The sequence below is a fragment of the Bradyrhizobium sp. SZCCHNS30572 genome (assembly GCF_032484415.1).
Lineage (GTDB): Bacteria > Pseudomonadota > Alphaproteobacteria > Rhizobiales > Xanthobacteraceae > Bradyrhizobium.
Window position 1 is genome coordinate 261,537 of record NZ_JAUESY010000005.1, and the last position, 23,959, is coordinate 285,495.

Below are 23,959 nucleotides of genomic sequence, written 5' to 3' on the forward strand. Positions count from 1 at the left end.
TCTGAAAATCCGCAAATGAGCAGAGTTCTGGACGTCGACGAGCTCGCAAGCGGCTACGGCTCGTCGGAGGTGATCAGCAACGTCGGTTTTGCGCTCGGCAAAGCCGAAACCCTCGCCATCGTCGGCAAGAACGGCATGGGCAAGACCTCGCGGCTCAAGGCCATCGTCGGCTTCCTGCCGGCCTGGCGCGGCCGAGTGAAACTTGCAGGCAAGGACGTGACGCGAATAGCGCCGCATCTGAAGCGGAAGATGGGGCTGGTCTATGTTCCCCAGGAACATGCGCTGTTCCAGGACCTGTCGGTCCGCGACAATCTCAGACTTGGCGTGCTCACGGACGGTGACATGAGCGCGCGTTTCGAGCAGGTCGGAGGCTGGTCTCCGGTGCTGACCAAGCGGTTGAGCCAGCGGGCCGGCACGCTGTCCGGCGGCGAGCAGAAGATGCTGATCGTGGCGCGCGCGCTGATGGCGAAGCCCGACGTGCTGCTGCTCGACGAGGTCACGGAAGGTCCGCAGCCGTCCGTCGTCGACCGACTGTCCGAGGTGCTGGTGCGCGTCCGACGCGAGATCGGCACCTCCATGATCGTGGTCGAGCAGCATCTGCCATTCGCGCTGTCGATCAGCGACAGATACCTCGTGTTCAAGCGCGGCGAGATCGTCGATGCCGCCGCGGTCGATCGTGACTCCGCCGCGCGCATCGACCAGCACATGCGCATCTAGCGGACCCGTCGCCGCGAGAACAGCGAGATCAGGACCGGCAACGTGATGAGGATGACCACCGGCGCCAGCATCATGCCGGTGACCACGACGATCGCGAGCGGCTTCTGCACCTGCGAGCCGATGCCGGTCGACACCGCGGCCGGCATCAGCCCGATGCCGGCGACGACGCAGGTCATCAGCACCGGACGCAGCTGCAATTCGCCGGTGCGGATGACCGCCTCGATGCGGTCGACGCCCTCGTCGATCAGCTGGTTGAACTGAGACAGGATGATGATGCCGTCCATCACGGCGATGCCGAACAGAGCGATGAAGCCGATCGCCGCCGACACGCTGAACGGAATGCCGGTCAAAACGAGGCCGACCACGCCGCCGAAGATCGCCATCGGGATCACGCTCATGGCGAGCAAGGTGTCGGCCATCGAGCCGAAATTGAACCACAGGAGCACGCCGATCAGCGCGAGGCTGATCGGCACCACGATCGACAGCCGTTTGATCGCGTCCTGGAGATTGCCGAACTCGCCGACCCACTCGACGCGCGAGCCCGGCGGCAGCTGCACCTGATCGGCGACCTTCTGCTGCGCCTCCTGGATCGCGCTGCCGAGGTCGCGCTCGCGCACCGAGAACTTGATCGGCAGGTAGCGCTCCTGCTGCTCGCGATAGATATAGGCTGCGCCCGAGACCAGCTTGATGGTCGCGACCTCGCTCAGCGGAATCTGGGTGATGCCGTTCGGCCCCTGCGCGCCGATGCGCAAATTCTCGATCGCCTCCGCGCTCTTGCGATATTCCGGCGCCAGACGAACGATGATCGGGAAATGCCGGTCGGAGCCGGGCTCGTAGAGATCGCCCGCAGTGTCGCCGCCGATCGCCACCTTGATGGTGGCGTTGATGTCACCGGGCGCCAGCCCGTAGCGCGCGGCCTTGGCCCGATCGATGTCGATCTGCACCGTCGGCTGGCCGAGCGAGGTGAACACCGCAAGATCGGTGACGCCCTGCACCGTCGACAGCACCTGCTTGATCTTGTTGGCGGTGTCGGTCAGCGCCTGCAGGTCATTGCCATAGAGCTTGATCGAGTTCTCGCCCTTCACGCCGGAGACGGCTTCGGAGACGTTGTCCTGCAGATACTGCGAGAAGTTGAACTCGACCCCGGGGAAGCGGTCGTCGAGCTGCTTCAACAGTTCCGCCGTGAGCTGGTCCTTGTCCTTGGTGCCTGGCCAGTCCTTCACGGGCTTCAGGGGTGCGAAGAACTCGGCATTGAAGAAGCCGGCGGCATCGGTGCCGTCATCGGGACGGCCATGCTGCGAGACGACGGCCTCGACCTCGGGACGCGCGCGGATCATCTTGCGCATCTCGTTGACGTAGGCATTGCCCTCCTGCAGCGAGATCGTCGGCGGCAGAGTCGCGCGGATCCAGAGGTTGCCCTCTTCCAGCTTCGGCAGGAATTCCAGGCCGAGCAGCCGGCCGACCACCGCGGTCAGCAGCACAAGGGCGATCGCGCCGGTCATCACCAGGTTGCGGTTGCCCACCGCCCAGCGCAGCACCGGGGCGTAGATCGCGTGCAAGAACCGCATCAGGCGCGTCTCGGTCTCCTCGACATGCGCAGGCAGGATGATGGCGCTCAGCGCCGGCGTGACCGTGAAAGTCGCGAGCAGGCCACCGGCGAGCGCGTAAGCATAGGTGCGCGCCATCGGCCCGAAGATGTTGCCCTCGACGCCGCTCAAGGTGAACAGCGGCAGGAAGGCGGCGATGATGATCGCGGCGGCGAAGAAGATCGAGCGCGACACGTCGGCGGCCGCCGACAGGATCGCGTGGCTCTTCATGCCCATCATCGTCTCCGGCGAGATGTGACTTTCCTCGGCCTCGGACAGCGGCGTGGTCTGCGTCAATCGTCGGAAGATCGCCTCCACCATGATCACCGTGGCATCGACGATCAGGCCGAAATCGATCGCGCCGACCGACAGCAGGTTGGCGGACTCGCCGCGCAGCACCAGGATGATGACGGCGAAGAACAGCGCGAAGGGAATCGTGGCGCCGACGATCAGCGCGCTTCTGAGATTGCCGAGGAACACCCACTGCAGCAGCACGATCAGGCCGATGCCGACCACCATGTTGTGCAGCACGGTGTGCGTCGTGGTGTCGATCAGGTCCTTGCGGTCGTAGATGCGTTCGATCCGCACGCCCGGCGGCAGGATCGTCGAATTGTTGATCTGGTCGACGAGCTGCTCGACGCGGGCGATGGTCGGCGAGCTCTGCTCGCCGCGGCGCATCAGCACGATGCCCTGGACGATGTCGTCATTGTTGTTCAGGCCGGCGATGCCGAGCCGCGGCTTCTCGGCCACCGTGACGTTGGCGACGTCCTTGACCAGCACCGGATTGCCGCCGCTCTGCGACACCATGGTGTTGGCGAGATCGTCCATCGAGCGGATCAGGCCGACGCCGCGCACCACGGCAGACTGCGTGCCGATCTCGACGGTGTTGCCGCCGACATTGATGTTGGAGTTGCCGACCGCCTGCAGGAGCTGCGGCAGGGTCAGGCCGTTGGCGACCAGCTTGTTGAAGTCGACCTGGATCTCATAGGTCTTGGTCTTGCCGCCCCAGCCGGTAACGTCGATGACACCCGGCACGGCGCGGAAGCGCCGCTGCAGCACCCAGTCCTGCAAGGTCTTGAGGTCGAGCACGCTGTAGCCCGGCGGGCCGCGCAAGCGATAGCGATAGATTTCGCCGACCGCGCTGAGCGGCGAGATCTGTGGCGTGACATTGCCCGGCAGCGGCGACAGTTGCGACAGGCGATTCAGCACCTGCTGCAGGGCCTCGTCGTAGGTGTAGTCGAACGAGAACTGCAGCTTGACGTCGGACAGGCCGTACAGCGAGATCGTCCGAATGGTGCGCAGGTTCTTGATGCCGGCGACCTGGGTCTCGATCGGGATCGTGATGTAACGCTCGATCTCCTCGGCCGAGAGGCCGGGGCTCTGCGTCACGATGTCGACCATCGGCGGGGTCGGATCGGGATAGGCCTCGATGTTGAGCTGGCGGAATGCGATCAGACCCCCGATCAGGACGGCGACGAACATTCCGACCATCAGGAAGCGCCGCTGAACGGCGATGGCGACGAGACGGTCCATTCAGATCGGCACTTTCAGGAAGGCATGCAGGAGAAGCGCATCTCAGCTGCCCGAGGCTGCGCGATCGATGAACAGGCTGCCCTTGGTGACGATCTGCTCGCCCGCGCTCAGATTGCTTTCGACCGCGACCTGGTCGCCGTTGATCAAACCGGTCTTGATCTTGCGCAGCTCGATCGACTTGTCGGGACGGGCGACCCAGACGCGGACCTGATTGCCTTCGTAGATCAGTGCCTGGCGGGGCACCGCGACCGCGGGCTGTTCGCCCGGCGAATAGATCGTCACATTGGCGAACATCTCGGGCTTCAGCAGGCCATCCTTGTTGTCGATGGTCGCGCGGACGAGCAGCCTGCGGCTCGCCGGGTCGATCGAGGCGGCGACGTAGTTGATGCTGGCCTTGAGCGGTCGGCCGGGCAGCGCCAGCACGTTGACGAGAATCTCCTCGCCGATGTTCACAAGCGCCGCGTCGCTCTCGCGGACGAACGCCGTGAGCCAGACGGTGGAGAGATCGCCGATCACGAAGACCGGGTCGCTCGCGCCGGAGTTGACATATTGTCCGGGGCCGACCTTGCGCTGCACGACCGTACCGGTGATCGGCGAGTAGATCGTGATCTCGCGGTCGATCACGCCCTTGCTCTGAAAATCGGTGATCGCAGCATCCGTGAAGCCGAGGATGCGCAGCTTGTTGCGCGCCGCCTCCAGGGCCGTTTGTGACGACCGCATGTCGTTCTGGGCCTGAACGGAGGTCGCCTCCGCCTGCTGAAAATCCTTCAGCGGGATCGCCCGGCCTTCGAACAGGTCCTTGGCGCGCTTGTACTGGATATCAGCGAGGTCGAGCGCGGACTTCGCCTTGTTCATCGCGGTGATGGCGGCGATGAAATCGTTCTGGGCCTGCACGGTGTCGGCGGCCTCGATCACGAACAGCGGCTGGCCCTGGCGCACCGTCTCACCCGGGCGCGCCAGCAGCTTGGTCACGCGGCCGGCATAGGGCGAGAAAACCGGTGTCGAGCGATCCTCGTCGACGGCAACCTTGCCCTCGGTAATATGCTCGGCACGAAATATCTTCTCACACACCGGCTCGATCGTCAGCGTCGACCATTCCGCTGCCGACGGCGTAAAGGTGGTGCCGTTGCGTTTGGACTGGCTGGAGAGCTCGATATTGTCTTTCGCAGCCGTCTCCGACCGGACTTGCATGTAGCCATAGCCGCCCGCGCCGGCCATCGCCAGGGCAGCAAGGCCGATCAGCAGCCGCTTGGTGCTGAGCATCTGGGGGGATGGGTTCATGTCAGACGCCATGGCTGGTCAGATCGGCTCGCGTGATCGGTCGACGATTCCGGCTCTGGCGGTCTCATCGTCGCGCTAATAGTGCGGAACTGGAGCTTTAAACAACCTAAAAATCGCCCAACCCGCCTCTGTTTTGCTTTAAAAATTTGAAAGTTGAACGACAGCCGTTCAGCTTGCATTCAGTTGGTTTTGGACAATGGCGCTTTTCTTCGCGACGCACCATGACGTCGTCTGAGCGTAGGGGATCGCCGGGACGATGTCCCGACTTCACAAGCCAACCTCTGCGGGTACGCGCCTACCCCCGGCGTCGGAGCCATGTTTCACACGTGCGCGGCGGGTCTGACCGATCCTGGTGCGAGAGAGATGGTGACACGGTTCGTCGCGGGTCTCCGAGATTCATCAATTGCGCAATGAACATTGGAACGCGGTCTCGCGGCGCGGATGCGTCCGAGTTGTGCTGACCGTTTCACCCTCTCGTGAGGAGGGCGCAGGGAAGGCCAGGCGCCGACTGACGCCTGCGGCCCGCCTGCGAAAAGAATGCAGGCGGCAGGTACCACAGGTGCAGCCGAGATCGCCCGGCCTTCCCTGCGCGACGGTTTTCACGCTTATACGCAGTCTCCCTGGTGCGCCGGGCTTTTTGGCCACCATCATCCGAGCGGCGCGCCAGCGCCGTCGCGAACTTGACACCAGCATCGGGGTGCCAGGACGCTGCGACTTCACGTCCGCGCCATGCCGTTCGTCGGCGTGCATGACGCACGCTGCGGCACAAACACGGCCATCGCTCCCCGCCCCGCGTGTCGTGACGATCGCGCGCAACGCCCCTTCATGGAGCGGGATGCGCGGAATAAAGCACAATTTCTGAAAAAAAGAAAGTGAAATTTTTAGGCGGGCGTTGAAATGTCGTGGGACGTTTGGATCGCGTCGCTACGCTTGCGATGATAGTGAGCGTCGTACTCGCGGCCAGTAGGCACGTCGCGACGAGCGATGCGCGGCGTCTTTGCCCACTCTACGAATTCACACTCCCTCAATGGAAATCCCGCGAGCGCGGCAGGATGCGGACGTTGCGGGGGTGGCTGACGCGCTGGGAGGGAGTGTCGGGATGATCGCGGCGGTCGTCGTTGAGCGGCTCGGCGGGCATCGGGCCGTGTGGCACGGCGCCGAGGCGGTCGTCCGACAGCAGCGCGAGATCGGCGCTGCGGTCGACCAGGCGCTCGGCGACGAGATGGACCACCTTCTCCGGGCTGCTCTGGATGCGGCCTTCGACCAGCACCAGGCGCGCGCCCATCACCTCCTTGCGGAAGGTCTCCATCACCTTCGGCCACACCACGATGTTGGCGATGCCGGTCTCGTCCTCCAGGGTCATGAACACGACGCCCTTGGCGCTGCCCGGCCGCTGCCGCACCAGCACCACGCCGGCGCACCGGACGCGACGGCGGTCGTTGGCATCATTGACGTCGCGGCAGGCCAGCACGCCTTCGGCAGCGAAACGCTCGCGCAGGAACTCCATCGGGTGCCCCTTCAACGACAGGCGGATGGTCTGATAGTCCGCGACGACGTGCTCCGGTAGAGGCATCTCGGGCAGCGGCCTGGCGCCCTCGTCCGGCTGCTCGCGGGCGGTGGCAGCCTCGAACAGCGGCAGCGGCACGTCGTCGGGCAGCCGGCGCACGGCCCAGAGCGCGGCGCGACGGTCGAGCCCGAGCGAGCGGAACGCATCCGCATCGGCCAGCAGCAGCAGCGCACGCTTGGGCAGAGCGGTGTCGCGGGCGAAGTCTTCGAGCGAGGTGAAGGGACGGCGGCCGCGCGCCTGGATGATGCGGTCGGCCCAGTCGTCCTCGCGGTCGAAGATGTCGGCTTGTGTCTCGTTATCGTTGCGGGGCGATGCGTTTGCATGCTCTCCAAATGCACCAAGCGTTTGCGAGTTAGAAACAACTCCACCCACGCCGTCATTCCGGGGCGCCCGGAGGGCGAGCCCGGAATCCATAACCACGATCGGGAGTATGGATTCCGGGCTCGCGCTGCGCGCGCCCCGGAATGACGATGGGGAGAGAGCCTCCCCAGCACCTTTTGAAGATGTTGGAGCAGGCTGCGCCTTCCTCCGCAGCGCCTCCGACAATTTCCTGATCCGCTCCTCGTCGCGGTCGATCCAGCGGAAGCCGTCGATCTGGCGGAAGCCGAGGCGAACGGCGCAGTATTTGTCGTCGGTATCTTCAAGCGTGTTGTCGGCGAAGCTGTAGGACACGTCGATGTTCCGGATCTCGACGCCGTTCTTGCGGGCGTCACCGACGATCTGGGCCGGCGCGTAAAAACCCATCGGCTGCGAGTTCAAGAGCGCGCAGCAGAACGCGTCGGGGTGGAAGCATTTCAGCCAGGACGAGACATAGACGAGCTGGGCGAAGCTCGCGGCATGGCTTTCCGGAAAGCCGTAGGAACCAAAGCCCTTGATCTGGTCGAAGCAGCTCTTGGCGAAGGCGGGATCGTAGCCGCGCGCGATCATGCTGCTGACCATCTTCTCTTCATAAGAGCCGATGGTGCCGACGTTGCGGAAGGTCGCCATCGCGCGGCGCAGACCGTTGGCCTCCTCGGGCGAGAATTTGGCGGCTTCGATCGCGATCCGCATCGCCTGCTCCTGGAACAAGGGCACGCCGAGCGTCTTGTGCAGCACCTTGTAGAGCTCGTCCGCCGGGCCGTGATCCGGCGACGGCGACGGATAGCTCACCTTCTCCAGTTTGTTGCGGCGGCGCAGATAGGGATGCACCATGTCGCCCTGGATCGGCCCGGGCCGGACGATCGCGACCTCGATGACGAGATCATAGAAGGTGCGCGGCTTCAGCCGCGGCAGCATGTTCATCTGCGCGCGGCTCTCGACCTGGAACACGCCGAGCGACTCGCCTCGCTGCAGCATCCGGTAGACTTCGTTATCGTCCTCCGAGCGGATATCGGAGAGCACGTATCGCTTGCCCTTGTGATCGGCGATCAGGTCGAAGCATTTGCGGATGCAGGTCAGCATGCCCAGCGCGAGCACGTCGACCTTCATCATCGACAACGCATCGACGTCGTCCTTGTCCCATTCGATGAAGGTGCGGTCGTCCATCGCGGCATTGCCGATCGGGACGTAACTATCAAGTCTATCCTGCGTCAGCACGTAGCCGCCGACATGCTGCGACAGATGACGCGGGAAGGTGATCAGCTCCGATGCCAGCTCCACGGCGCGGCGGATCATCGGATTGGCGGGATCGAGCCCGGCCTGGCGCACCTGCATGTCGGAGAGGCCGTCGCCCCAGCTGCCCCACACGGTGTCGGCGAGCACCGAGGTGACGTCCTCGGTCAGGCCCAGCGCCTTGCCGACGTCGCGAATGGCGCTGCGCGGACGATAATGGATGACAGTGGCGATGATCGCCGCGCGGTGCCGGCCGTAGCGGCGATAGACATATTGCATCACCTCCTCGCGTCGCGAATGCTCGAAATCGACGTCGATATCGGGCGGCTCCAGCCGCTCCTTGGAGATGAAGCGCTCGAACAGCAGATCGATCTTGGTCGGATCGACCGAGGTGATGCCGAGCACGTAGCACACGGCCGAGTTCGCCGCCGAGCCACGGCCCTGGCACAGGATGCCTTGGCTGCGGGCGTAGCGCACGATGTCGTGGACGGTGAGGAAGTAATGCGCGTAGTTGAGCTCGGCGATCAGCGCCAGCTCCTTGTCGAGGACAGCGCGCAGTTTGTCATCGAGATGGTCGCCGAAATAGGTCTTGGCGCCGGCCCAGGTCAAATCCTGCAGATGCCCCTGCGCGGTCTTGCCCGGCGGCACCGGCTCGTCGGGATATTGATATTTGAGCTGGTCGAGCGAGAACACGATGCGGTCGGTGAAACGGAGCGTCTCGGTCACAGCGTCGGGGTGGTCACGGAACAGCCGCGCCATCTCGTGTCCCGGCTTGAGATGGCGCTCGGCATTGGCCTGGAGCCTTCGGCCGATGGCCTCGATCGAGGCTTTCTCGCGGATGCAGGTCAGCACATCCTGCAGCATCCGCTGTCGAGGATGATGATAGAGCACGTCATTGGTGGCGATCAGCGGCACCTTGCTTGAAGCTGCGAGGCGCGACAGCCGCGCCAGCCGGCGCCGATCGTCGCCGCGATACAGCAGGCTGCCGGCCAGCCACACGCCTTCGGCGGGACTGTCTTTCAGCCGCGTGAGAATGGTGGTGAGCGCGGCTTCGTCGAAGCGATGCGGCGGCATCAGCACCAGCAACTGTCCCTCGATGAACTCAAACAGGTCCTCGAAGCTCAGGCGGCAATCACCCTTGGCGACCTTGTCCGCGTCACTGCCGCGCTTGCCGCGGGTGAGCAGCTGGCACAGCCGGCCGTAGGCCGCGCGGTCGCACGGATAGACCAGGATGTCCGGCGTGCCGCAGGTGAACACCAGCCGCGCGCCGTAGAGCAGCTTCGGTCTGTAACTCAGTCGGTCGTTACTCAACTCGCTATAGGCGCGCACGATGCCGGCCAGCGTGTTGTGGTCGGCGATGCCGATGGCGGTGAGGCCATATTCGGCGGCCTGGTGCACATAGTCCTGCGGATGCGAACCACCATGCAGGAAGGAGAAATTGGTGGTGACGCCGATCTCGGCATAGGGGATGGGAGTCATGGCACGATCGCGGAGGCTGCGTTGACGATGCCGCGTTGCCCGCTCCCTGCAGGTGATGAGCAACAAGTCGCCTTGCACAAGTGCCCACCCTCCCCTGGAGGGGGAGGGTCGACGCGCGCAGAGCGCGCGGCGGGGTGGGGTGAGCCCAGCAACCGGTCGTCATTGGGCCCGCTCTTCTCAGCCGTGCGTGAGTTGGCTTCGACGAGCACCGCAGGTGCGGATGGTCTGTCACCCCACCCCGGCTCGCATGCGCGCATGCGAGCCGACCCTCCCCCTCCAGGGGAGGGTGAGCAGCGAGATCGCCGCGAGAGATGTGCGATCCCGACCCTCATGCGAACAGGCCATGCATGTACCAGGCGGGCTGCACCGGCAGGCCCTCAGGCTGCTCGAACTCACGGTCATACAACCCGTCGCGATAGAGCCAGAAGCGCAGGCCGTGCTCGTCCTCGACGCGGAAATAATCGCGCGTGAGGCCCTGCCCGTCCGGCCGCCACCATTCCATCGCGATGCGCTCCGGGCCCTCGGCGCGGACCACGGCATGCGCGGCACGGCGCCAGACGAAGCGCGCGGGCGGGCCGTCCGGCACGCCGGCAATGACTTGGATCGCCTCGGGGTGCGCGAACAGCCGCAGAGGTCGCAGCGGCGGCTCGCCCTCGGCGCGCTCCGGCCAGGCGGCAGCAGTGGCGGCGGCGAGATTTTGCTGCGCCGGCAGCGGCAGCGCCACGCGCTCCGGAACATGGGTATCGACCGGCAGATGCACGACCACGCGCTTGCCGCCGATGCGCGCGGCGATGCGGTCGATCAGTGCCGACAGCTCGTCATTGTCGTGGACATGGGCATCGAGATCGCGCTGCTGCTGCACCACGATCTCGCTGCGGCCAGCAGCGAGCCGGATCATGTCGAAGCCGAAGCCGGGATCGAGCGGATCGTTCAGCGCCTCGAGCCGCTCGCGGAACAGCCGGTCGATGATTGCGGCCTCGGTGACCGGCTGGCCGGTGTCGACCGTGATCACGCGCACCATTCCATCGGTGCGGAAGAAGCAGGCCTCCAGCCGCCGCGCGCCCTTACCCTGCTGCGCCATCGCCGCCACCAGCATCGCGGCCAGACGGGAGAGGCTGGCCGCAATCACCGTGTCGGTCGCGACCGGCTCGGCAAAACGCTTGTCGACGATGTAGTCCGGCGGGACCTTGCGCGGGCTGATCGGCGCATCGGCCTCGCCCAGCGCCTGCGCCAGCACGCGGGTGAAGGCGGCGCCGAACCGCGCGGTGATCTCGTTGCGGCCGCGCGCGGCGACGTCGCCGATGGTCTTGAGGCCGGCTCGGCGCAGGCCGAGCGTAATGGCCTCGCTGCCGCCGAGGGCGGCCACCGGCAGCGGCGCCACCGCGGCCGCCTCCTCGCCGTCGGGCACGATGCGGCCATGCACCTGGCGGTTCAGCGTACGCGCACAGACGGCGTTGGAGGCGATCGCCGCCGACACAATGAGGCCATGCGCGGTCAGCGCGTCGCAGACCGACTGCATCAGCCTGGCTTCGCCGCCGAACAGATGCACGCAGCCGGTGATGTCGAGCGACAACCCATGCGGCGGGTCGAGCGCCACCAGCGGCGTGAAGCGGTCGCACCAGTCGGCGATGCTCTCCAGCATCTTTGCATCAGCCGCCAAATCGGCTTCGTGCGCGACGAGGTCGGGACAGACCGCGCGGGCATTCGCCAAGGGCTGGTCGAGCGACACACCGTGGCACGCCGCCGCTTCGTCCAGCGAATGGATCAAGAGCGCATTGGCGTCCTTGATGACGACGACCTGCGGCTTGCTCTCAGGCGGAGCGCCTGTGAGTGCCCGCTGTCTTTTGATGCGATCGATGGGCAGGCGCGGCAGCCACAGGCTGAGGATCCGCCGCCGGTTCGTTGAAACGGCATGCATCGGGGGTCCACTCCATGATCCATCGTCCGGTCTGGCCGTGACGGTTGCGAATGAGCTCGACATCGAGGCGCGGCGCGCCCCACGCCATCCACGGGGCAACGAGCGGTGACGGCGCGGTGCGCACGATCCAGCGCGTCTCCGCGGTCGATGGCTCGGGCGCAGCCGCAATGCGCAACATGAGCGCGGTGACGCCGGATTCCTGCGCCGCCAGGGTCAGCTTGCGGCTGGCGACGAGATCGAGCTTTTGCGTCTCCCCCCACACCTCCAGCATCACGCTGCCGAGCGCATCGCAGGCGAGCGCGTCGGCGGCGGTGCGCAAGGCGTGGTCGAGATCGGGCGCGCACACGATGACGATGCGGCGCGGATCGAGGCCGAGCTCGGCGAGCCCGCTCATCAACAGCGCGCCCATCTCGCGCTCGGCGAAATCCTGCCGGATCCAGATCAGGGGCCGGTGCGCGGCGACACGCGCGGCAAGCCCGCACAGGAAGCCGGTCGCGGCTGCCGCCTGGCGGCCGGTCTCGGCGAACACCTCGTGCAGCGCGCCGGTCGCGAGCCCGCCCTGCAAGGTCGCGTCGGCCTCGTCATGGCCGAGCGCGACCCGGCGCAAATCATGTGCGCCATCTCCCGCCTCGAGACGGGCAATGCGGCCGCGCAGACGCGCGAGCGTATCCATGCGTGCGCCGGTCATCCGTCGCCGCTCCTCTTCAATCCATCGTGCGGGCGCTGCCGTTGTTTCAGTGATCAGGCAGTGAACCCGCGACGACCTTCTTTGTTCATGATACGTTCTAATATAAAGCTAACGCCTTCGAGAGAGTCAATCGGGATTGACCCGGGTGTGATTCAACGAATGGAATCAAAGGGATTCAAAGCCATGGAGCTGTTGCGCAAACTGGAGATCCTGGCCGATGCCGCCAAGTACGACGCGTCCTGCGCCTCCAGCGGTACCGAGATGCGGGATTCCCGCGACGGCAAGGGCCTCGGCTCGACCTCGCCCGGCATGGGCATCTGCCATTCCTATGCGCCGGACGGACGCTGCATCTCGCTGCTCAAGATTCTGCTGACCAATGCCTGCAACTTCGACTGCCTGTATTGCGTCAACCGCGCCTCCTCCAACGTGGCCCGCGCGCGCTTCACGGTCGACGAGGTGGTGAAGCTGACCATCGACTTCTATCGCCGCAACTACATCGAAGGACTGTTCCTGTCGTCGGGCATCATCCGCAGCCCCGACTACACGATGGAGCAGGTCGTGGGCGTCGCGCGCAAATTGCGCGAGGAGCATCGCTTCCGCGGCTACATCCATCTGAAGACGATCCCGGAGGCTGACGAGGCGCTGATCGCCGAGGCCGGCCGCTATGCCGACCGGCTCAGCATCAACATCGAGACGCCGCTGGAGGCGAGCCTGACGACGCTCGCGCCGGAAAAGGACCAGCGCGCCATCCGCCGCACCATGGGCCGTCTCCGGCTCAAGCTCGACGAGACGGCGGAGGCGAAGAAGACGGTGCGCCGGGCCAAGCCGCCGCGCTTCGCGCCGGCCGGCCAGAGCACGCAGATGATCGTCGGCGCCGACGACGCCAACGATCGCGTCATCCTGTCGACCTCAGCCAATCTCTACGGCGCCTACAAGCTCAAGCGCGTCTATTACTCCGCCTTCAGCCCGATCCCCGATGCCAGCCGCGCGCTGCCGCTGCAGGCGCCGCCCTTGGTGCGCGAGCACCGGCTGTACCAGGCCGACTGGCTGATGCGGTTCTACGGCTTCGATGCCGACGAGATCGTCGAGGAGAACGAAGGCATGCTGCCGCTCGACATTGACCCCAAGCTCGCCTGGGCCTTGCGCCACCGCGACCGCTTCCCGCTCGACATCAACAAAGCAAGCCGCGAGGAGCTGTTGCGCGTGCCCGGCTTCGGCACCCGCACCGTGCAGCGCATCCTCGCCACCCGCCGCACCACCACGATCCGCTTTGCGGATCTCGCCCGGCTCAACGTGATCCGGAACAAGGTCCTGCCGTTCATCGTTCTCTCCGACCACCGGCCACAGCCGTCCCTGCTCGACGGTGCCAGCCTCAGAGCCCGGCTGCGGCCCAAACCGCAGCAGCTGGGATTTGGGTTCTAACGGAAGCCGTCATCGCGAGCGCAGTGACATAGCTGCCGTCATTCCGGGGCGCCTCGAAGAGGCGAACCCGGAATCTCGAGATTCCGGGTCTGGTCCTTCGGACCATCCCGGAATGACGCGGCGGCTTCGCTCGCAATGACGAGAGAGATGAGATGCACGTCGTAACCCTCGACAGCGACACTGATTTCGACGGCTGGCGTCAGGCGGCGCGGGCGTTGGCGATGAACGACGTCAAGCCGGCCGATGTCAGCTGGCGCGTCAAGGGCGCAGCGCCCGACCTGTTCGACGATCAGGCCGACACGCAGCTTCCCGAGGTGCCAAAGGGCGCGTTCTCAGTGCCGGCGAGCTTCATGGAGCTCGCCGAGAGCGCGATTCTGCACAATGATCCCAACCGCTTCGCCCTGCTCTACCGGCTGCTGTGGCGTCTGCGGACCAACCACGATCTCATGGAGATCGCGACCGATCCTGATGTCGCCCAGGCCAACGCGCTGGCGCGGGCGGTGCGCCGCGACGTCCACAAGATGCATGCCTTCGTCCGCTTCCGCGAGGTCGGCCGCGAGCGCGAGGCGCGCTACGTCGCCTGGTTCGAGCCCGAGCACCACATCGTCGAGCGCGCCGCGCCATTTTTCGCCCGCCGCTTCGCCGACATGCCGTGGTCGATCCTGACGCCCGAACTCTGTGCGCATTGGGACGGCAGCCGCGTCAGCTTCACGCCCGGTGTGAGCAAGGCTGAAGCGCCGTCGGAGGACCGGCTCGAAGAGGTCTGGCTGCGTTACTATGCCAGCATTTTCAATCCGGCACGGCTGAAAGTGAAGGCGATGGAAAAGGAGATGCCGAAGAAATATTGGCAGAACCTGCCCGAGGCCAAGCTGATCCAGCCGCTGATCGCGGCAGCCAGCCGGCGCACGTCATCGATGATCGCCGAACCCGGCACCGAACCCCACAAGCCGCAGAAACGCGTCGAGGAGACCGCGATGAGCCGCAAGCCGAAAGCCCACGCGCCCGCTGCTGAGACCTCACGTGATGTCGAGGCCACCGATCTTGAGACCTTGCGCGAAGAAGCCGCTTCCTGCCGCGCCTGCCCGCTGTGGAAGGACGCCACGCAGACCGTGTTCGGCGAAGGCCCCGCGCATGCGCCGCTGATGCTGGTCGGCGAGCAGCCCGGCGACAAGGAGGACCTTGCCGGCCATCCGTTCGTCGGCCCGGCCGGCCAGATGCTGGACCGCGCGCTTGAGGAGGCCGGCATCGACCGGTCCAAGGTCTACGTCACCAATGCGGTGAAGCACTTCAAGTTCGTGCCGCGCGGCAAGATCCGGCTGCACCAGAAGCCGAACACGCCGGAGATCAAGGCCTGCCGGCAATGGTACGAGCGCGAGCTCGCCGCCGTGCGTCCGGCGCTGGTGGTGGCGATGGGCGCGACCGCCGCGCAAGCGGTGTTCGGCAAGATCACGCAGGTCACCAAGAACCGCGGTCATGTCGCCGACCTGCCCGACGGTCACCAGGCGATGATCACAGTGCACCCGTCCTATCTGCTGCGCCTGCCCGACGCCGACGCCAAGGCGCGAGAATATGAGCGCTTCGTCGAGGACCTGAAGATTGCCGCGGCCGCGATCAGGCGCGCACATGCGGCGTGACGGGCCGGCATGGCCTCGACCGGGCCGCCCACGCGACAACGGGGCCTCAGGATTTGCGCGACGTGTAGACGTGCTCACGCAGCAAGGCCTGGATCAGCGCTGCTCGGTCGGGAAAGCCGAGCGACACCGCCACGTCCGTCTCGTCCCGGTCGGGTGCGCCGGCCTGCATCGCGGGCAGGTATCTCGCCATCAGCTCGCCCTCGCTGAGGCCATAGTCCGCCGGACTGCCACCGCCGTCGAGTTCCGTCTGCTTCAGCACGTCGCATTTGTCGCGCGCGCGCGCCAGCAGATCCTCGAAATGGCCGTCGATCCGCGCCCAGTCGGCCAGCGCATTCAGGGCCGAGCCGTTGAGCCCCTTCCTGAACGATCGGATGCGCGCCTCGTCCAGCATCAGCTCCAGAAATTCCGACCGGGTCAGGCCGTTGCGCGCGATCCATGCCTCGAGCTCGGCCGGGTCCATCAAATCCCTGCTCTGCCGAAACCGGATGATCTCCGCGCTCAGCGCCTGGGCGTCGACCCTGATGCCGCGGCGCTTCGCCTCCGATGCCGCGAGAAATCGCGCGATCGCCTTGTCGGACAGGTCGCTGCCGCGCACGGCCAGCAGGCGCAGCTCGTCCAGCAGGTGCGGCGTTCCGTCCGGCATCACCGTCTCGCGCGCTGCGGCCGCCGAACGCTGCGCGTCCTGCATCAGGCCGTCCCATAGCTGGGTGTGCTCGAAGGCGTAATCGACCGCCTTGGGCACCGTGTCTCCGGCAAACCGGCGCCGCATCGTCTGCAGCATCTCCAGCGCATCCTCGCGCTTCTGGTCGACGCGGTGATCCGGCAGCCACGCCTTCAGCGCGTCGATCTCCTCCGCGGCCAGGCTGCCGTCGGACCGCGCGCCCTGCAGCAGCGCCGGGTAGCTGCGCTCGGGATAGAAGCTCGCCTTGCCGAGCGCCTCCAGGACCAGGCGGGACGCCTCCGAGATCACGCCATGGTCGACCGCCTTCTGCAGGGTGAAGCGGATGTTGACCAGCGGCTCGGACAGCGCGGGAAAGCCGAGCTCAGCCGGTCCGTGAATCAGGGCGACCTCGTCGTCGGCCTCGAACACGCCGTCGCGATACGCCGCGAACACCTTGCCGACGCCTTCCATGCCGAACGCGTGCAGCTCGGCCGCGCGCAGCGCGCCCATGCTGGCGCTGCCGAACACGTGGATGCCGTTGGCCATCGCCCACAGGATCTCCTTGTGCCACACCGAGGGCACCTGCTCGAAATAGCCGTCGATGATTCCGATCGCCGCAGGCTTCGCCAGCGCGGCACGATAGACGTCGCCCTGCTGCACCGGCGGGAGATACTCGGCCTCCAATTCGAGCGCCGCGTCGCGCGGATGCAGCGTCGGCCCGGTGAATACGATGCACGTCATAGCGGATGCCCCGATGGCTGATGCCGCGAGATCTGATCGCCGGCGAACGCCCGCGCTCTGCGCCCCGGGCTGTAGTCAGGATTCTTGTCGAAGGTTTCGAGCCCCGGAATGATGATCCTCACCACGGGGATCTCGAACCTGCTCTTGGTGAGATCGACCGCAATCACCTGCCGGACACCGGCGGATTGCAGCCGTTCGAGAACCACGGCGAGATCATCGTTGAACGTCTCCGCTGCCAGCGACGGAGTTTCGCGCAGGCTTCGCGTCGGCGGGCTGTTTCGCAGCAGCGCCCGCTGCTCGCCGAGAAACTGTGCGGCCAATGCCTTCTCGTCATATTCCTCGCGGAACACGTCGTCGCGCGCGCCCGCGATCAGCGTCAGCCGGCTCTGCGCGGCTTCCGTCAGCGCCCGCAGGAAGGCGATCTCTGGCGACAGATGCGCGCCCATGCCCAACGCCGCGTAGAGATCCCGCCCCAGCTCCTCGTCACGATCGAAGATCAGGCACTGGCAGGCGGCGAGCCCGACATCGGAGCTGATGTCCCACGCCACGACCTCGAGGCCCGCGCGCTCGCACATCTCCAGGAGCCGCCGGTTGCCTTCGTCCTGAACCGTCTCGAGCGCGACGCGCCGGCTCTGCTGCTCGTCCGGACTGCGGAGGTGCCAGAGCGTGGTCGCATCGCGCTCCACGACCTCGCAGATGCCGTGCAGGACCGCCTCGATCAGCTGGTTGCCGGACGCCAGCCCGTTCGACGACGAGATGAAGCTGCCGGCCGGCATCTCCGGCCGCGAGGTCGACAGGTTCACCATCTCGAACGGCACCCAGACGTCGGCATCGGCCATGAGATCGCGCCCTTCGATCCACAGCATCTGCAGATCGGGATGGAAACGCCCGCCGGCGATCAGCGGCAAGTCCGCCACGTCGACCACCTCATGGTCGCTGATCAGCTCGGCATAGGTCGCAAGCTTCAGCGGCAATGTGATCGTCTCGGCGTGAAACAGCTCGATCGATTCCATCACGCCCGACGCCTTCGCAGCATCGAGGGTCAGCCCCTTGCCCTGCGACACCGAGACCGAGCGCGAGTTCGGCCGGCAGACCATGGTGACGGGAATGCCGACGCGGTCGAGACCCGTGACGTCAGCAATGCGCGTGATTCCCATTTCTCCCAGGAACGGACGCACCCGCTCGACCGTCTGCGACGGCGGCACCGACCGCTGAGTTCCCCATCGAAAGCTCTTCGGGACCGGACGCGCCAGACGATCCCGATGCAGTGCCGTTCCATTCGCCATCCGCAGCCTCCACACTCAACCGCCGCTGACGTCGTCGCATCAGCCCGCATGGCGGACATCGGCAAAGGCGCCGACCACGACGTTCTGCATCTCCTCGATCGTCTTCTGCACGTCGGCGTCGACCACCGATGAAAACCCCGCGATGCTATCGAGCAGCGGCTGCCTGCAGAAGCCGCGCAGGCAGAGTTGGATGCGCTTCATCGCGACGCCCTGCTCGAACGCGCCGGACTGCATCGCCAGGCTCCAGAAGTGCAGCAGGCCGTACCAGACGAAACAGGCCTGTAAAAAAGACGGAAACGGCAGCCGGCTGCCGCTCCAGGGCGAGGTGATGCGCGGCAGCGAGCCCTTCGCCGTTGAATCGAGGAACCAAGGCTGTTCCTGCTCCTGCATGTAGAGCAGCGCGTGGATGCCCTCATGGACGAGCGCATCGGCGATGTGGGATTCGTCGATCTCGGGAAGATGCGGGTTGGCGAGGAAGGTGCGGCCGATGTAGTAGCCGTTCGATCCTGACGAGAAGCTGCCCGGGCTCTCCGGATCCTTCTGCAGGATGAGCGCGATGTTGAAGCGCGCGACGAAGCGGGGAAGCCCCGCTTCGGTCCGTTCGAGCGCCGCCCGCGACCGGCGCAGCAGATCACGCAGCCGGTCGATTTCGTCCTCGGAGAACGGCGGGCGCTGCGGCGGGACCGGCCGGTCCTGGCCGGACAGATCCACCTTGACCGCATGCGGGCTGCCGTAATCGGTCACGGGCATGCCCTCGATCTGCGGCCAGATGCAGGCGCCGTCACGCCGATAGCCGCGATCGCCGAGCGCGGTCCACACCTCCCGATCGGCGGTGATCTCGAGTCCCTGGCGCAAGGCCTCAGCCACGAATGAATCGCGCAGAAATCGTCCCTTGTCCTCGGCGTACCGGCCCGGCGCCGACAGCAGACGGAACGAGGTCTCGGGGGCATCGAGAACCCGCATGAAGCCGTCGTCCGCCACGCGATCCATCAGGCTGCGCAGTTCGTCCCCGCCCGCAGGGTCGTCGCGGCCGATCTCGCCGAGGGCTTCGCCCAGCTTCTGCGCGAGCCGGTCGCCATAGGTCGCAAGCACGCCGTCACACACCGCCTCGTAGTCATTCCAGCGCAGAACGTCAGGCATCAGGGTGATCGTCATCGTGCGCACTCCTTCCACGTTCCACTCTCGACCACGCCGCCTTGCAGCAGGCCCGCGCGACAGCGCGCATAAGTCGGCGATCGAGGTCCGACCTCAGCCGATGGCCGGAGATTCCTGCTGCAGCCCCACCGCCCGCCGCAGGGCGGTGTCGAGGAGATGAGCCCGGCGCAGCTTGGTTTCCTCCACCGACGTTCCCAGCCGCTCGCGGACGTGATCGAACAGTTTCAGGAGATCGGCGCACCACACCGTCGGATTGTTGAAGCCCGTCCGCGATGCATAGCGATGCGGAAGATAGCCGCCGGCACACGTGTCGCGCTCGCGGCACGCGCGACAGCCGTCGGGCAGCGGCATGCCCTCGAACACCGCCGCACGATGGAATTCGCCGGCGTGCCGGACGTCCATGAAGTCGGACGTCCGCACATTCAGGCCGGTGCGCGCGGCGCCGTCGTAGCAGACCCGCAGCACATCCAGCCCTTCGATCTCGCCATCGGTGTTGACGAACAGGAAGGTCAGCGGCTGGTTGCCGAGCATGTCGATGCGGCTCTCCCCGCCCTGGACCAGCCACGCGATGTTCCAGAAGATCTTGATCCGGAGGTCCAGCGTGCCGTCCCGCCACCAATCCTCGAAGATCGGGATCAGGAAATCGGCACAGGGTGTCGGTCCATACCGGTCGCGAACCGCCGCGATGGTGTCGTGGGTGAAATCCGGCAGCAGATAGTCGATGGAGGCCGGGCCCAGGCTCGTCAGATGGCGATGCACCGCGGCACCGCTCGCCCCGAGCTGGATCACCGACAGGAAGCGCAGCGGAATCCCGGCGCGGCGCAGCACGCCAAGGCCCTGCTCGACATCGCGATAGGAGCCACGCCCGGCATGATCGACACGCAAGGCATCATGCACCTCGGGGGTTCCGTCGATGCTGATCCCGAGATCGATGTCGAACCTCTTGATGATCTCGGCCCAGCCGTCGTCGAGCAGCGTGCCGTTGGTCTGCATGCAGAGCTGCACCCGCGCGACGCCCGACAGCCCCTCCTTGATCTTCCGGCACCATGAGCTGAACCGCTCCTGCTTGACCAGGCACGGCTCGCCGCCATGAAAGGTGATCGTCAGATAGCTCTGACCCGTTGCCTGGCAATGGCGGCGGATGCGGTCGATCGCGATCTCGACGACCTCATCATCCATGATCGCGGGCCGCTCTCTCCACGTGCTGTCGCCCTTGTTGTAGACGTAGCAATAGGAGCAGTTCAGATTGCAGCGCGACGCGACCTTGAACACGAAGTGAAGATGGGGACCGTCGTTCATTGGTACGCAATCTCGGCGGTGCGATCGACGAAGATGCGGCCGTCCTCGGTCAGGAACGGCCGGGCACCGTCCAGTACGACCTGCGCCTCCTTGAGCTTGGTCAGCATATTGGCAAGCTCGGCCTGATACTCGGCTGATCCGCCGAACCCTTGCTTCTCGGCCTCACGATAGAAGGCGCAGATATAGGCGATGGCGTGAAAGGCCAGCAGGATCCCGCGCAAGGGCCGCGGCTCCGGCCGCAACGGCGATGCGTAGCGCCCCTGGTGCTGCGGATCCACCAGGGGTCCCGACGCCTCCGCCATGAACAGATGCAGATGCGCGGATTCGTGGACGATGGCCTCCATCACCTGCATCAGGCCGCCGAACAGGTCGGCGTAAACCATCCCGGGCACATCGGCTTGCGACCCGCTGCGGAAATAGGATCGCTCGCTGCTGCGCAGGGGGATCAGGACCCGCGTCACATCGGACACCCAATTCACGCACTCGGGAAACTTCTTCGCGGCGGTCACGAGGATCTCGAGCGCGTTCGTCACCTCGCGCGTCATCCGGGCCTGCTCGTCGGCCGAGAGATCGGTGTGCTCGGCCCAGGTGTCGGGAATCGGAAATCCGAGGGAGTGGCACCCCACGTCGACCGATATGTCGTAGGGCCATTCCTTCATCGGGAGCAGCCCAGCGAGCTCGTTCAGGTCATAGCTGCCGGCCTCGATCCGGTAGCCTCCGACCGGCGACCACAAGGTCAGCGGCTCCGGCGTCGTCAGCGAGGTGGATGCGGTCGGCGCATTCGCCGCCGTCCAGATCGCCACCTGCAGATCACGCTGCGGGCTCTTGTCATGCCCCTCATAGGTGATGGAGTTCAAGCAGGGATGGCGAAGCCAGTCCGCTTCACGCGCGTTGGCTTCGATGAGCGACGCCTTGAGCGGCTCGCAGTCGAGGCCGAGGCGATCCTCCGGCTGCCATCTCAGGATCCTGTCGTTGAATTTTTCATGCCAGGCAGATTTCGACGGTCGCCAGGTCCACGCGTCACTCATGATCGAGCATGCCTCCGGAAATACGCCAACGAAGCCGGCCGCAAGCTGTCCCGCCGTCAGGCAGGACCGCAACCGATGCCGGATTCAAGAGCAGCTATCAGGAAAGGTCACGCTGATGACGGCGACCATTGCCCGTCATCCGCACCAGCGAGTCGCGGGCGGGCCCACGACACGTCACGTCGGAAAGATCCGACATCGCAGGCCCGCTTCGCTCCGTCTGAGCCGAACGATCGATCCGTTCACCTGACCGATTTCGGCGCGCCCCCCGCCTGCGGCACGCTAAATTGACCCTTGAGGTCCTTCACCGCCCGTACCTGCGTGAGACGCTCCGCAAGAGCCCCCAACACCGCAGGATCGTTGGCGATTTCACGCTCCATCTCATCCGGACGCTCCATCGCCGCAAGGCGGCTGAAGACGATGCCACGCGAGAATGGATTGGTCTTGCTGAAGATCGCTCCACGCGAGAATGGAACGCCTTCTGCCATGATGTCGATCTTCAGAGACGCGCGTGCGATCTCTGAGTCGACTACGGATTTCAGCGCCAGATCGACCTTCTTGCGCATTTCCGCCGGATCGCGATCAGCCATTCCTATACTCCCAGTCGGTTGAGAACCGCCATCATTCAGAAAGGAAATAGCAACGTCCCGGTTCAAGCTCTGTGATCTCGCGCCCTGAACTCACAGAACCTGAAACAATGTAGCTGTGCTAAGCACCTCGCTCAGGCTGTCACACTCGCCAGTCGCCGAAGCCGGAAAAAACTAACATGAAGCTAGTTCTTTAACAATAGAGTAGTTTGTTAGATACACCTGTTGATTGCTCGAATGAACGACGCACTACAGTCATCCCAGGCCGGTAGTGGCCACGCGTGATGACGTCTTGCGCTCTCGGATGTTACCCGCAAGGCATATTGTCGCACCTCTCTCCGCGGCAGCGCACATTCTCGCGTAGCTCATGAAGCTCGACGTGCATATGGAAAGCAAAAGGCCCGCGCTCATCGCACGGGCCCTGCCAGTCCACTTTCGTGCCTGATCGCGGCGGTGCCGCCGCACGCGGCCGCGAGCCTCACGCCGCCAGCGTATTCTCCACCACCTTGATGAAGAACGAGGTGCCGTAGACGATCGCCTCGTCATTGAAGTTGTAGGCGGGGTGATGCAGGCCGGCGCTGTCGCCATTGCCGACGAAGATGAAGGCGCCGGGGCGCGCCTCGAGCATGTAGGCGAAGTCCTCGCCGCCCATCATCGGCGGCATCTCGTGCACGTTGGCGTCGCCCGCGACCTCCTTTGCGGCGCGGATCGCGATCTCGGTCTGCTCGGCGTGATTGATGACGACAGGATAGCCGCGTGCATAGTTCAGGTCGATCTTGGCGCCGGTCATCTGGGCGACGCCGGTCACGACCTCGCGCACGCGCTTCTCCATCAGCTCACGTACCTTCGGCGTCAGCGTCCGCACGGTGCCGCGCAGCACCGCGCTCTGCGGAATCACATTACGGGCATTGCCGGCGTGGAACTCGCAGATCGACAACACCGCGGCCTCCAGCGGGTCGACGCTGCGCGACACGATCTGCTGCAGCGCGGTGACAAGCTGGGCGCCGACCAGCAGGGAGTCGATGCAATTGTGCGGCTTGGCGGCATGACCGCCATGGCCCTCGATCGCGATGTCGACCGCATCGGTCGATGCCATCAGCGGCCCCTGGCGAATGGCAAACGCGCCGACCGGCAGGCCGGGCCCGTTGTGCATTCCGTAAACCTGGTCGATCTTGAAACGGTCGATCAGCCCGTCCTTGATCATCGCGTCCGCACCGCCACCGCCCTCCTCGGCGGGCTGGAAGATCACCGCGACCTCGCCGGCGAAGTTGCGGGTCTCGGCGAGATAGCGCGCGGCGCCGAGCAGCATCGCGGTGTGACCGTCGTGGCCGCAGGCATGCATCATGCCCGGGGTCTTCGAGGCATAGGGCAGCCCGGTCGCCTCCTCGATCGGCAGCGCGTCCATGTCGGCGCGCAACCCGAGCACCTTCACCTCGCCGTGGCCGGGCTTGCGGCCCTTGATGACGCCGACCACGCCGGTCTTGCCGAGGCCCGTCACGACCTCATCGCAGCCGAACTCGCGCAGCCGCTCGGTGACGAAGGCCGCCGTCCGGTGCACGTCGTAGAGCAGCTCCGGATGCGAATGGATATCCCGCCTCCAGGCCTGGATATCGGGCTGCAGATCGGCGACGCGGTTGACGATGGGCATGGGGAATCTCGTAACTCCGATGGGACTTTGCGCCTGTTTAGCATGCAAAAGCCGCACCGCCCAAGATAAGGGCTGCGCCCGTCTCATGGCTCGGTCAACCAGCCATGAACGTGGCGCTTGTCCGGCCCCGTCTGAGCTGACT

At 65.6% G+C, this 23,959-nt stretch carries 15 protein-coding genes; 3 read left to right on the plus strand and 12 right to left on the minus strand.

Annotated elements, in window-relative coordinates; translation table 11 throughout:
* Window positions 1–15: 15 nt before the first annotated feature.
* The gene (locus QX048_RS15505) at window positions 16–717 is read left to right on the plus strand and encodes an ABC transporter ATP-binding protein (RefSeq protein ID WP_315826325.1); all 702 of its coding nucleotides are present in this window, start codon (window positions 16–18) and stop codon (window positions 715–717) included.
* On the opposite strand, the gene QX048_RS15510 is transcribed toward QX048_RS15505, so the two are convergent.
* From QX048_RS15510 to QX048_RS15530, 5 genes are all read right to left on the minus strand, one after another.
* Complete coding sequence (locus tag QX048_RS15510; RefSeq protein WP_315749273.1) at window positions 714–3,836, minus strand: CusA/CzcA family heavy metal efflux RND transporter; 3,123 nt, start codon at window positions 3,834–3,836, stop codon at window positions 714–716. The genes QX048_RS15505 and QX048_RS15510 overlap by 4 nt on opposite strands.
* 42 nt (window positions 3,837–3,878) lie before the next feature.
* The gene (locus tag QX048_RS15515) at window positions 3,879–5,117 is read right to left on the minus strand and encodes an efflux RND transporter periplasmic adaptor subunit (RefSeq protein ID WP_409999221.1); all 1,239 of its coding nucleotides are present in this window, start codon (window positions 5,115–5,117) and stop codon (window positions 3,879–3,881) included.
* 1,024 nt (window positions 5,118–6,141) lie between these two features.
* Window positions 6,142–9,753 (minus strand): error-prone DNA polymerase, encoded by a 3,612-nt coding sequence (locus QX048_RS15520; RefSeq protein ID WP_315826327.1) that lies wholly within the window; start codon window positions 9,751–9,753, stop codon window positions 6,142–6,144.
* 328 nt (window positions 9,754–10,081) lie between these two features.
* Window positions 10,082–11,671 (minus strand): DNA polymerase Y family protein, encoded by a 1,590-nt coding sequence (locus QX048_RS15525; RefSeq protein ID WP_315826328.1) that lies wholly within the window; start codon window positions 11,669–11,671, stop codon window positions 10,082–10,084.
* Window positions 11,565–12,359, minus strand: coding sequence for a DNA repair protein (locus QX048_RS15530; RefSeq protein ID WP_316200521.1), 795 nt, complete (start codon window positions 12,357–12,359; stop codon window positions 11,565–11,567). Before QX048_RS15530 ends, QX048_RS15525 begins: the two co-directional genes overlap by 107 nt.
* 183 nt (window positions 12,360–12,542) lie before the next feature.
* On the opposite strand from QX048_RS15530, the gene QX048_RS15535 reads away from it, so the two are divergent.
* Both QX048_RS15535 and QX048_RS15540 read left to right on the plus strand, forming a co-directional pair.
* Window positions 12,543–13,781, plus strand: coding sequence for a putative DNA modification/repair radical SAM protein (locus QX048_RS15535; protein ID WP_315714871.1), 1,239 nt, complete (start codon window positions 12,543–12,545; stop codon window positions 13,779–13,781).
* A gap of 152 nt (window positions 13,782–13,933) precedes the next feature.
* A complete protein-coding gene (locus QX048_RS15540) occupies window positions 13,934–15,415 on the plus strand; it encodes a UdgX family uracil-DNA binding protein (RefSeq protein WP_315826329.1) in 1,482 nt (493 codons plus the stop codon).
* Between the two features lie 46 nt (window positions 15,416–15,461).
* Here QX048_RS15540 and QX048_RS15545 read toward each other — a convergent pair whose 3' ends face one another.
* The 7 genes from QX048_RS15545 to QX048_RS15575 form a co-directional block, all read right to left on the minus strand.
* On the minus strand, window positions 15,462–16,817 hold the full coding sequence (locus tag QX048_RS15545) for a TfuA-like protein (RefSeq protein WP_315826330.1): 1,356 nt from the start codon (window positions 16,815–16,817) through the stop codon (window positions 15,462–15,464).
* Window positions 16,814–18,103 (minus strand): YcaO-like family protein, encoded by a 1,290-nt coding sequence (locus QX048_RS15550; protein WP_315714874.1) that lies wholly within the window; start codon window positions 18,101–18,103, stop codon window positions 16,814–16,816. Before QX048_RS15550 ends, QX048_RS15545 begins: the two co-directional genes overlap by 4 nt.
* Before the next feature lie 39 nt (window positions 18,104–18,142).
* The gene (locus QX048_RS15555) at window positions 18,143–19,258 is read right to left on the minus strand and encodes an aKG-HExxH-type peptide beta-hydroxylase (RefSeq protein WP_315826331.1); all 1,116 of its coding nucleotides are present in this window, start codon (window positions 19,256–19,258) and stop codon (window positions 18,143–18,145) included.
* 93 nt (window positions 19,259–19,351) lie between these two features.
* Window positions 19,352–20,557: a radical SAM protein gene (locus QX048_RS15560; RefSeq protein WP_315826332.1), complete on the minus strand. Its 1,206-nt coding sequence runs from the start codon at window positions 20,555–20,557 to the stop codon at window positions 19,352–19,354.
* A complete protein-coding gene (locus QX048_RS15565) occupies window positions 20,554–21,585 on the minus strand; it encodes an aKG-HExxH-type peptide beta-hydroxylase (protein ID WP_315826333.1) in 1,032 nt (343 codons plus the stop codon). Before QX048_RS15565 ends, QX048_RS15560 begins: the two co-directional genes overlap by 4 nt.
* Before the next feature lie 239 nt (window positions 21,586–21,824).
* Window positions 21,825–22,172 carry a hypothetical protein gene (locus tag QX048_RS15570; RefSeq protein ID WP_315714878.1) on the minus strand — a complete coding sequence of 116 codons (348 nt, stop codon included), beginning with the start codon at window positions 22,170–22,172 and terminating at the stop codon, window positions 21,825–21,827.
* A gap of 475 nt (window positions 22,173–22,647) precedes the next feature.
* Window positions 22,648–23,817: a M20 aminoacylase family protein gene (locus QX048_RS15575; protein WP_315826334.1), complete on the minus strand. Its 1,170-nt coding sequence runs from the start codon at window positions 23,815–23,817 to the stop codon at window positions 22,648–22,650.
* Window positions 23,818–23,959: the final 142 nt, after the last annotated feature.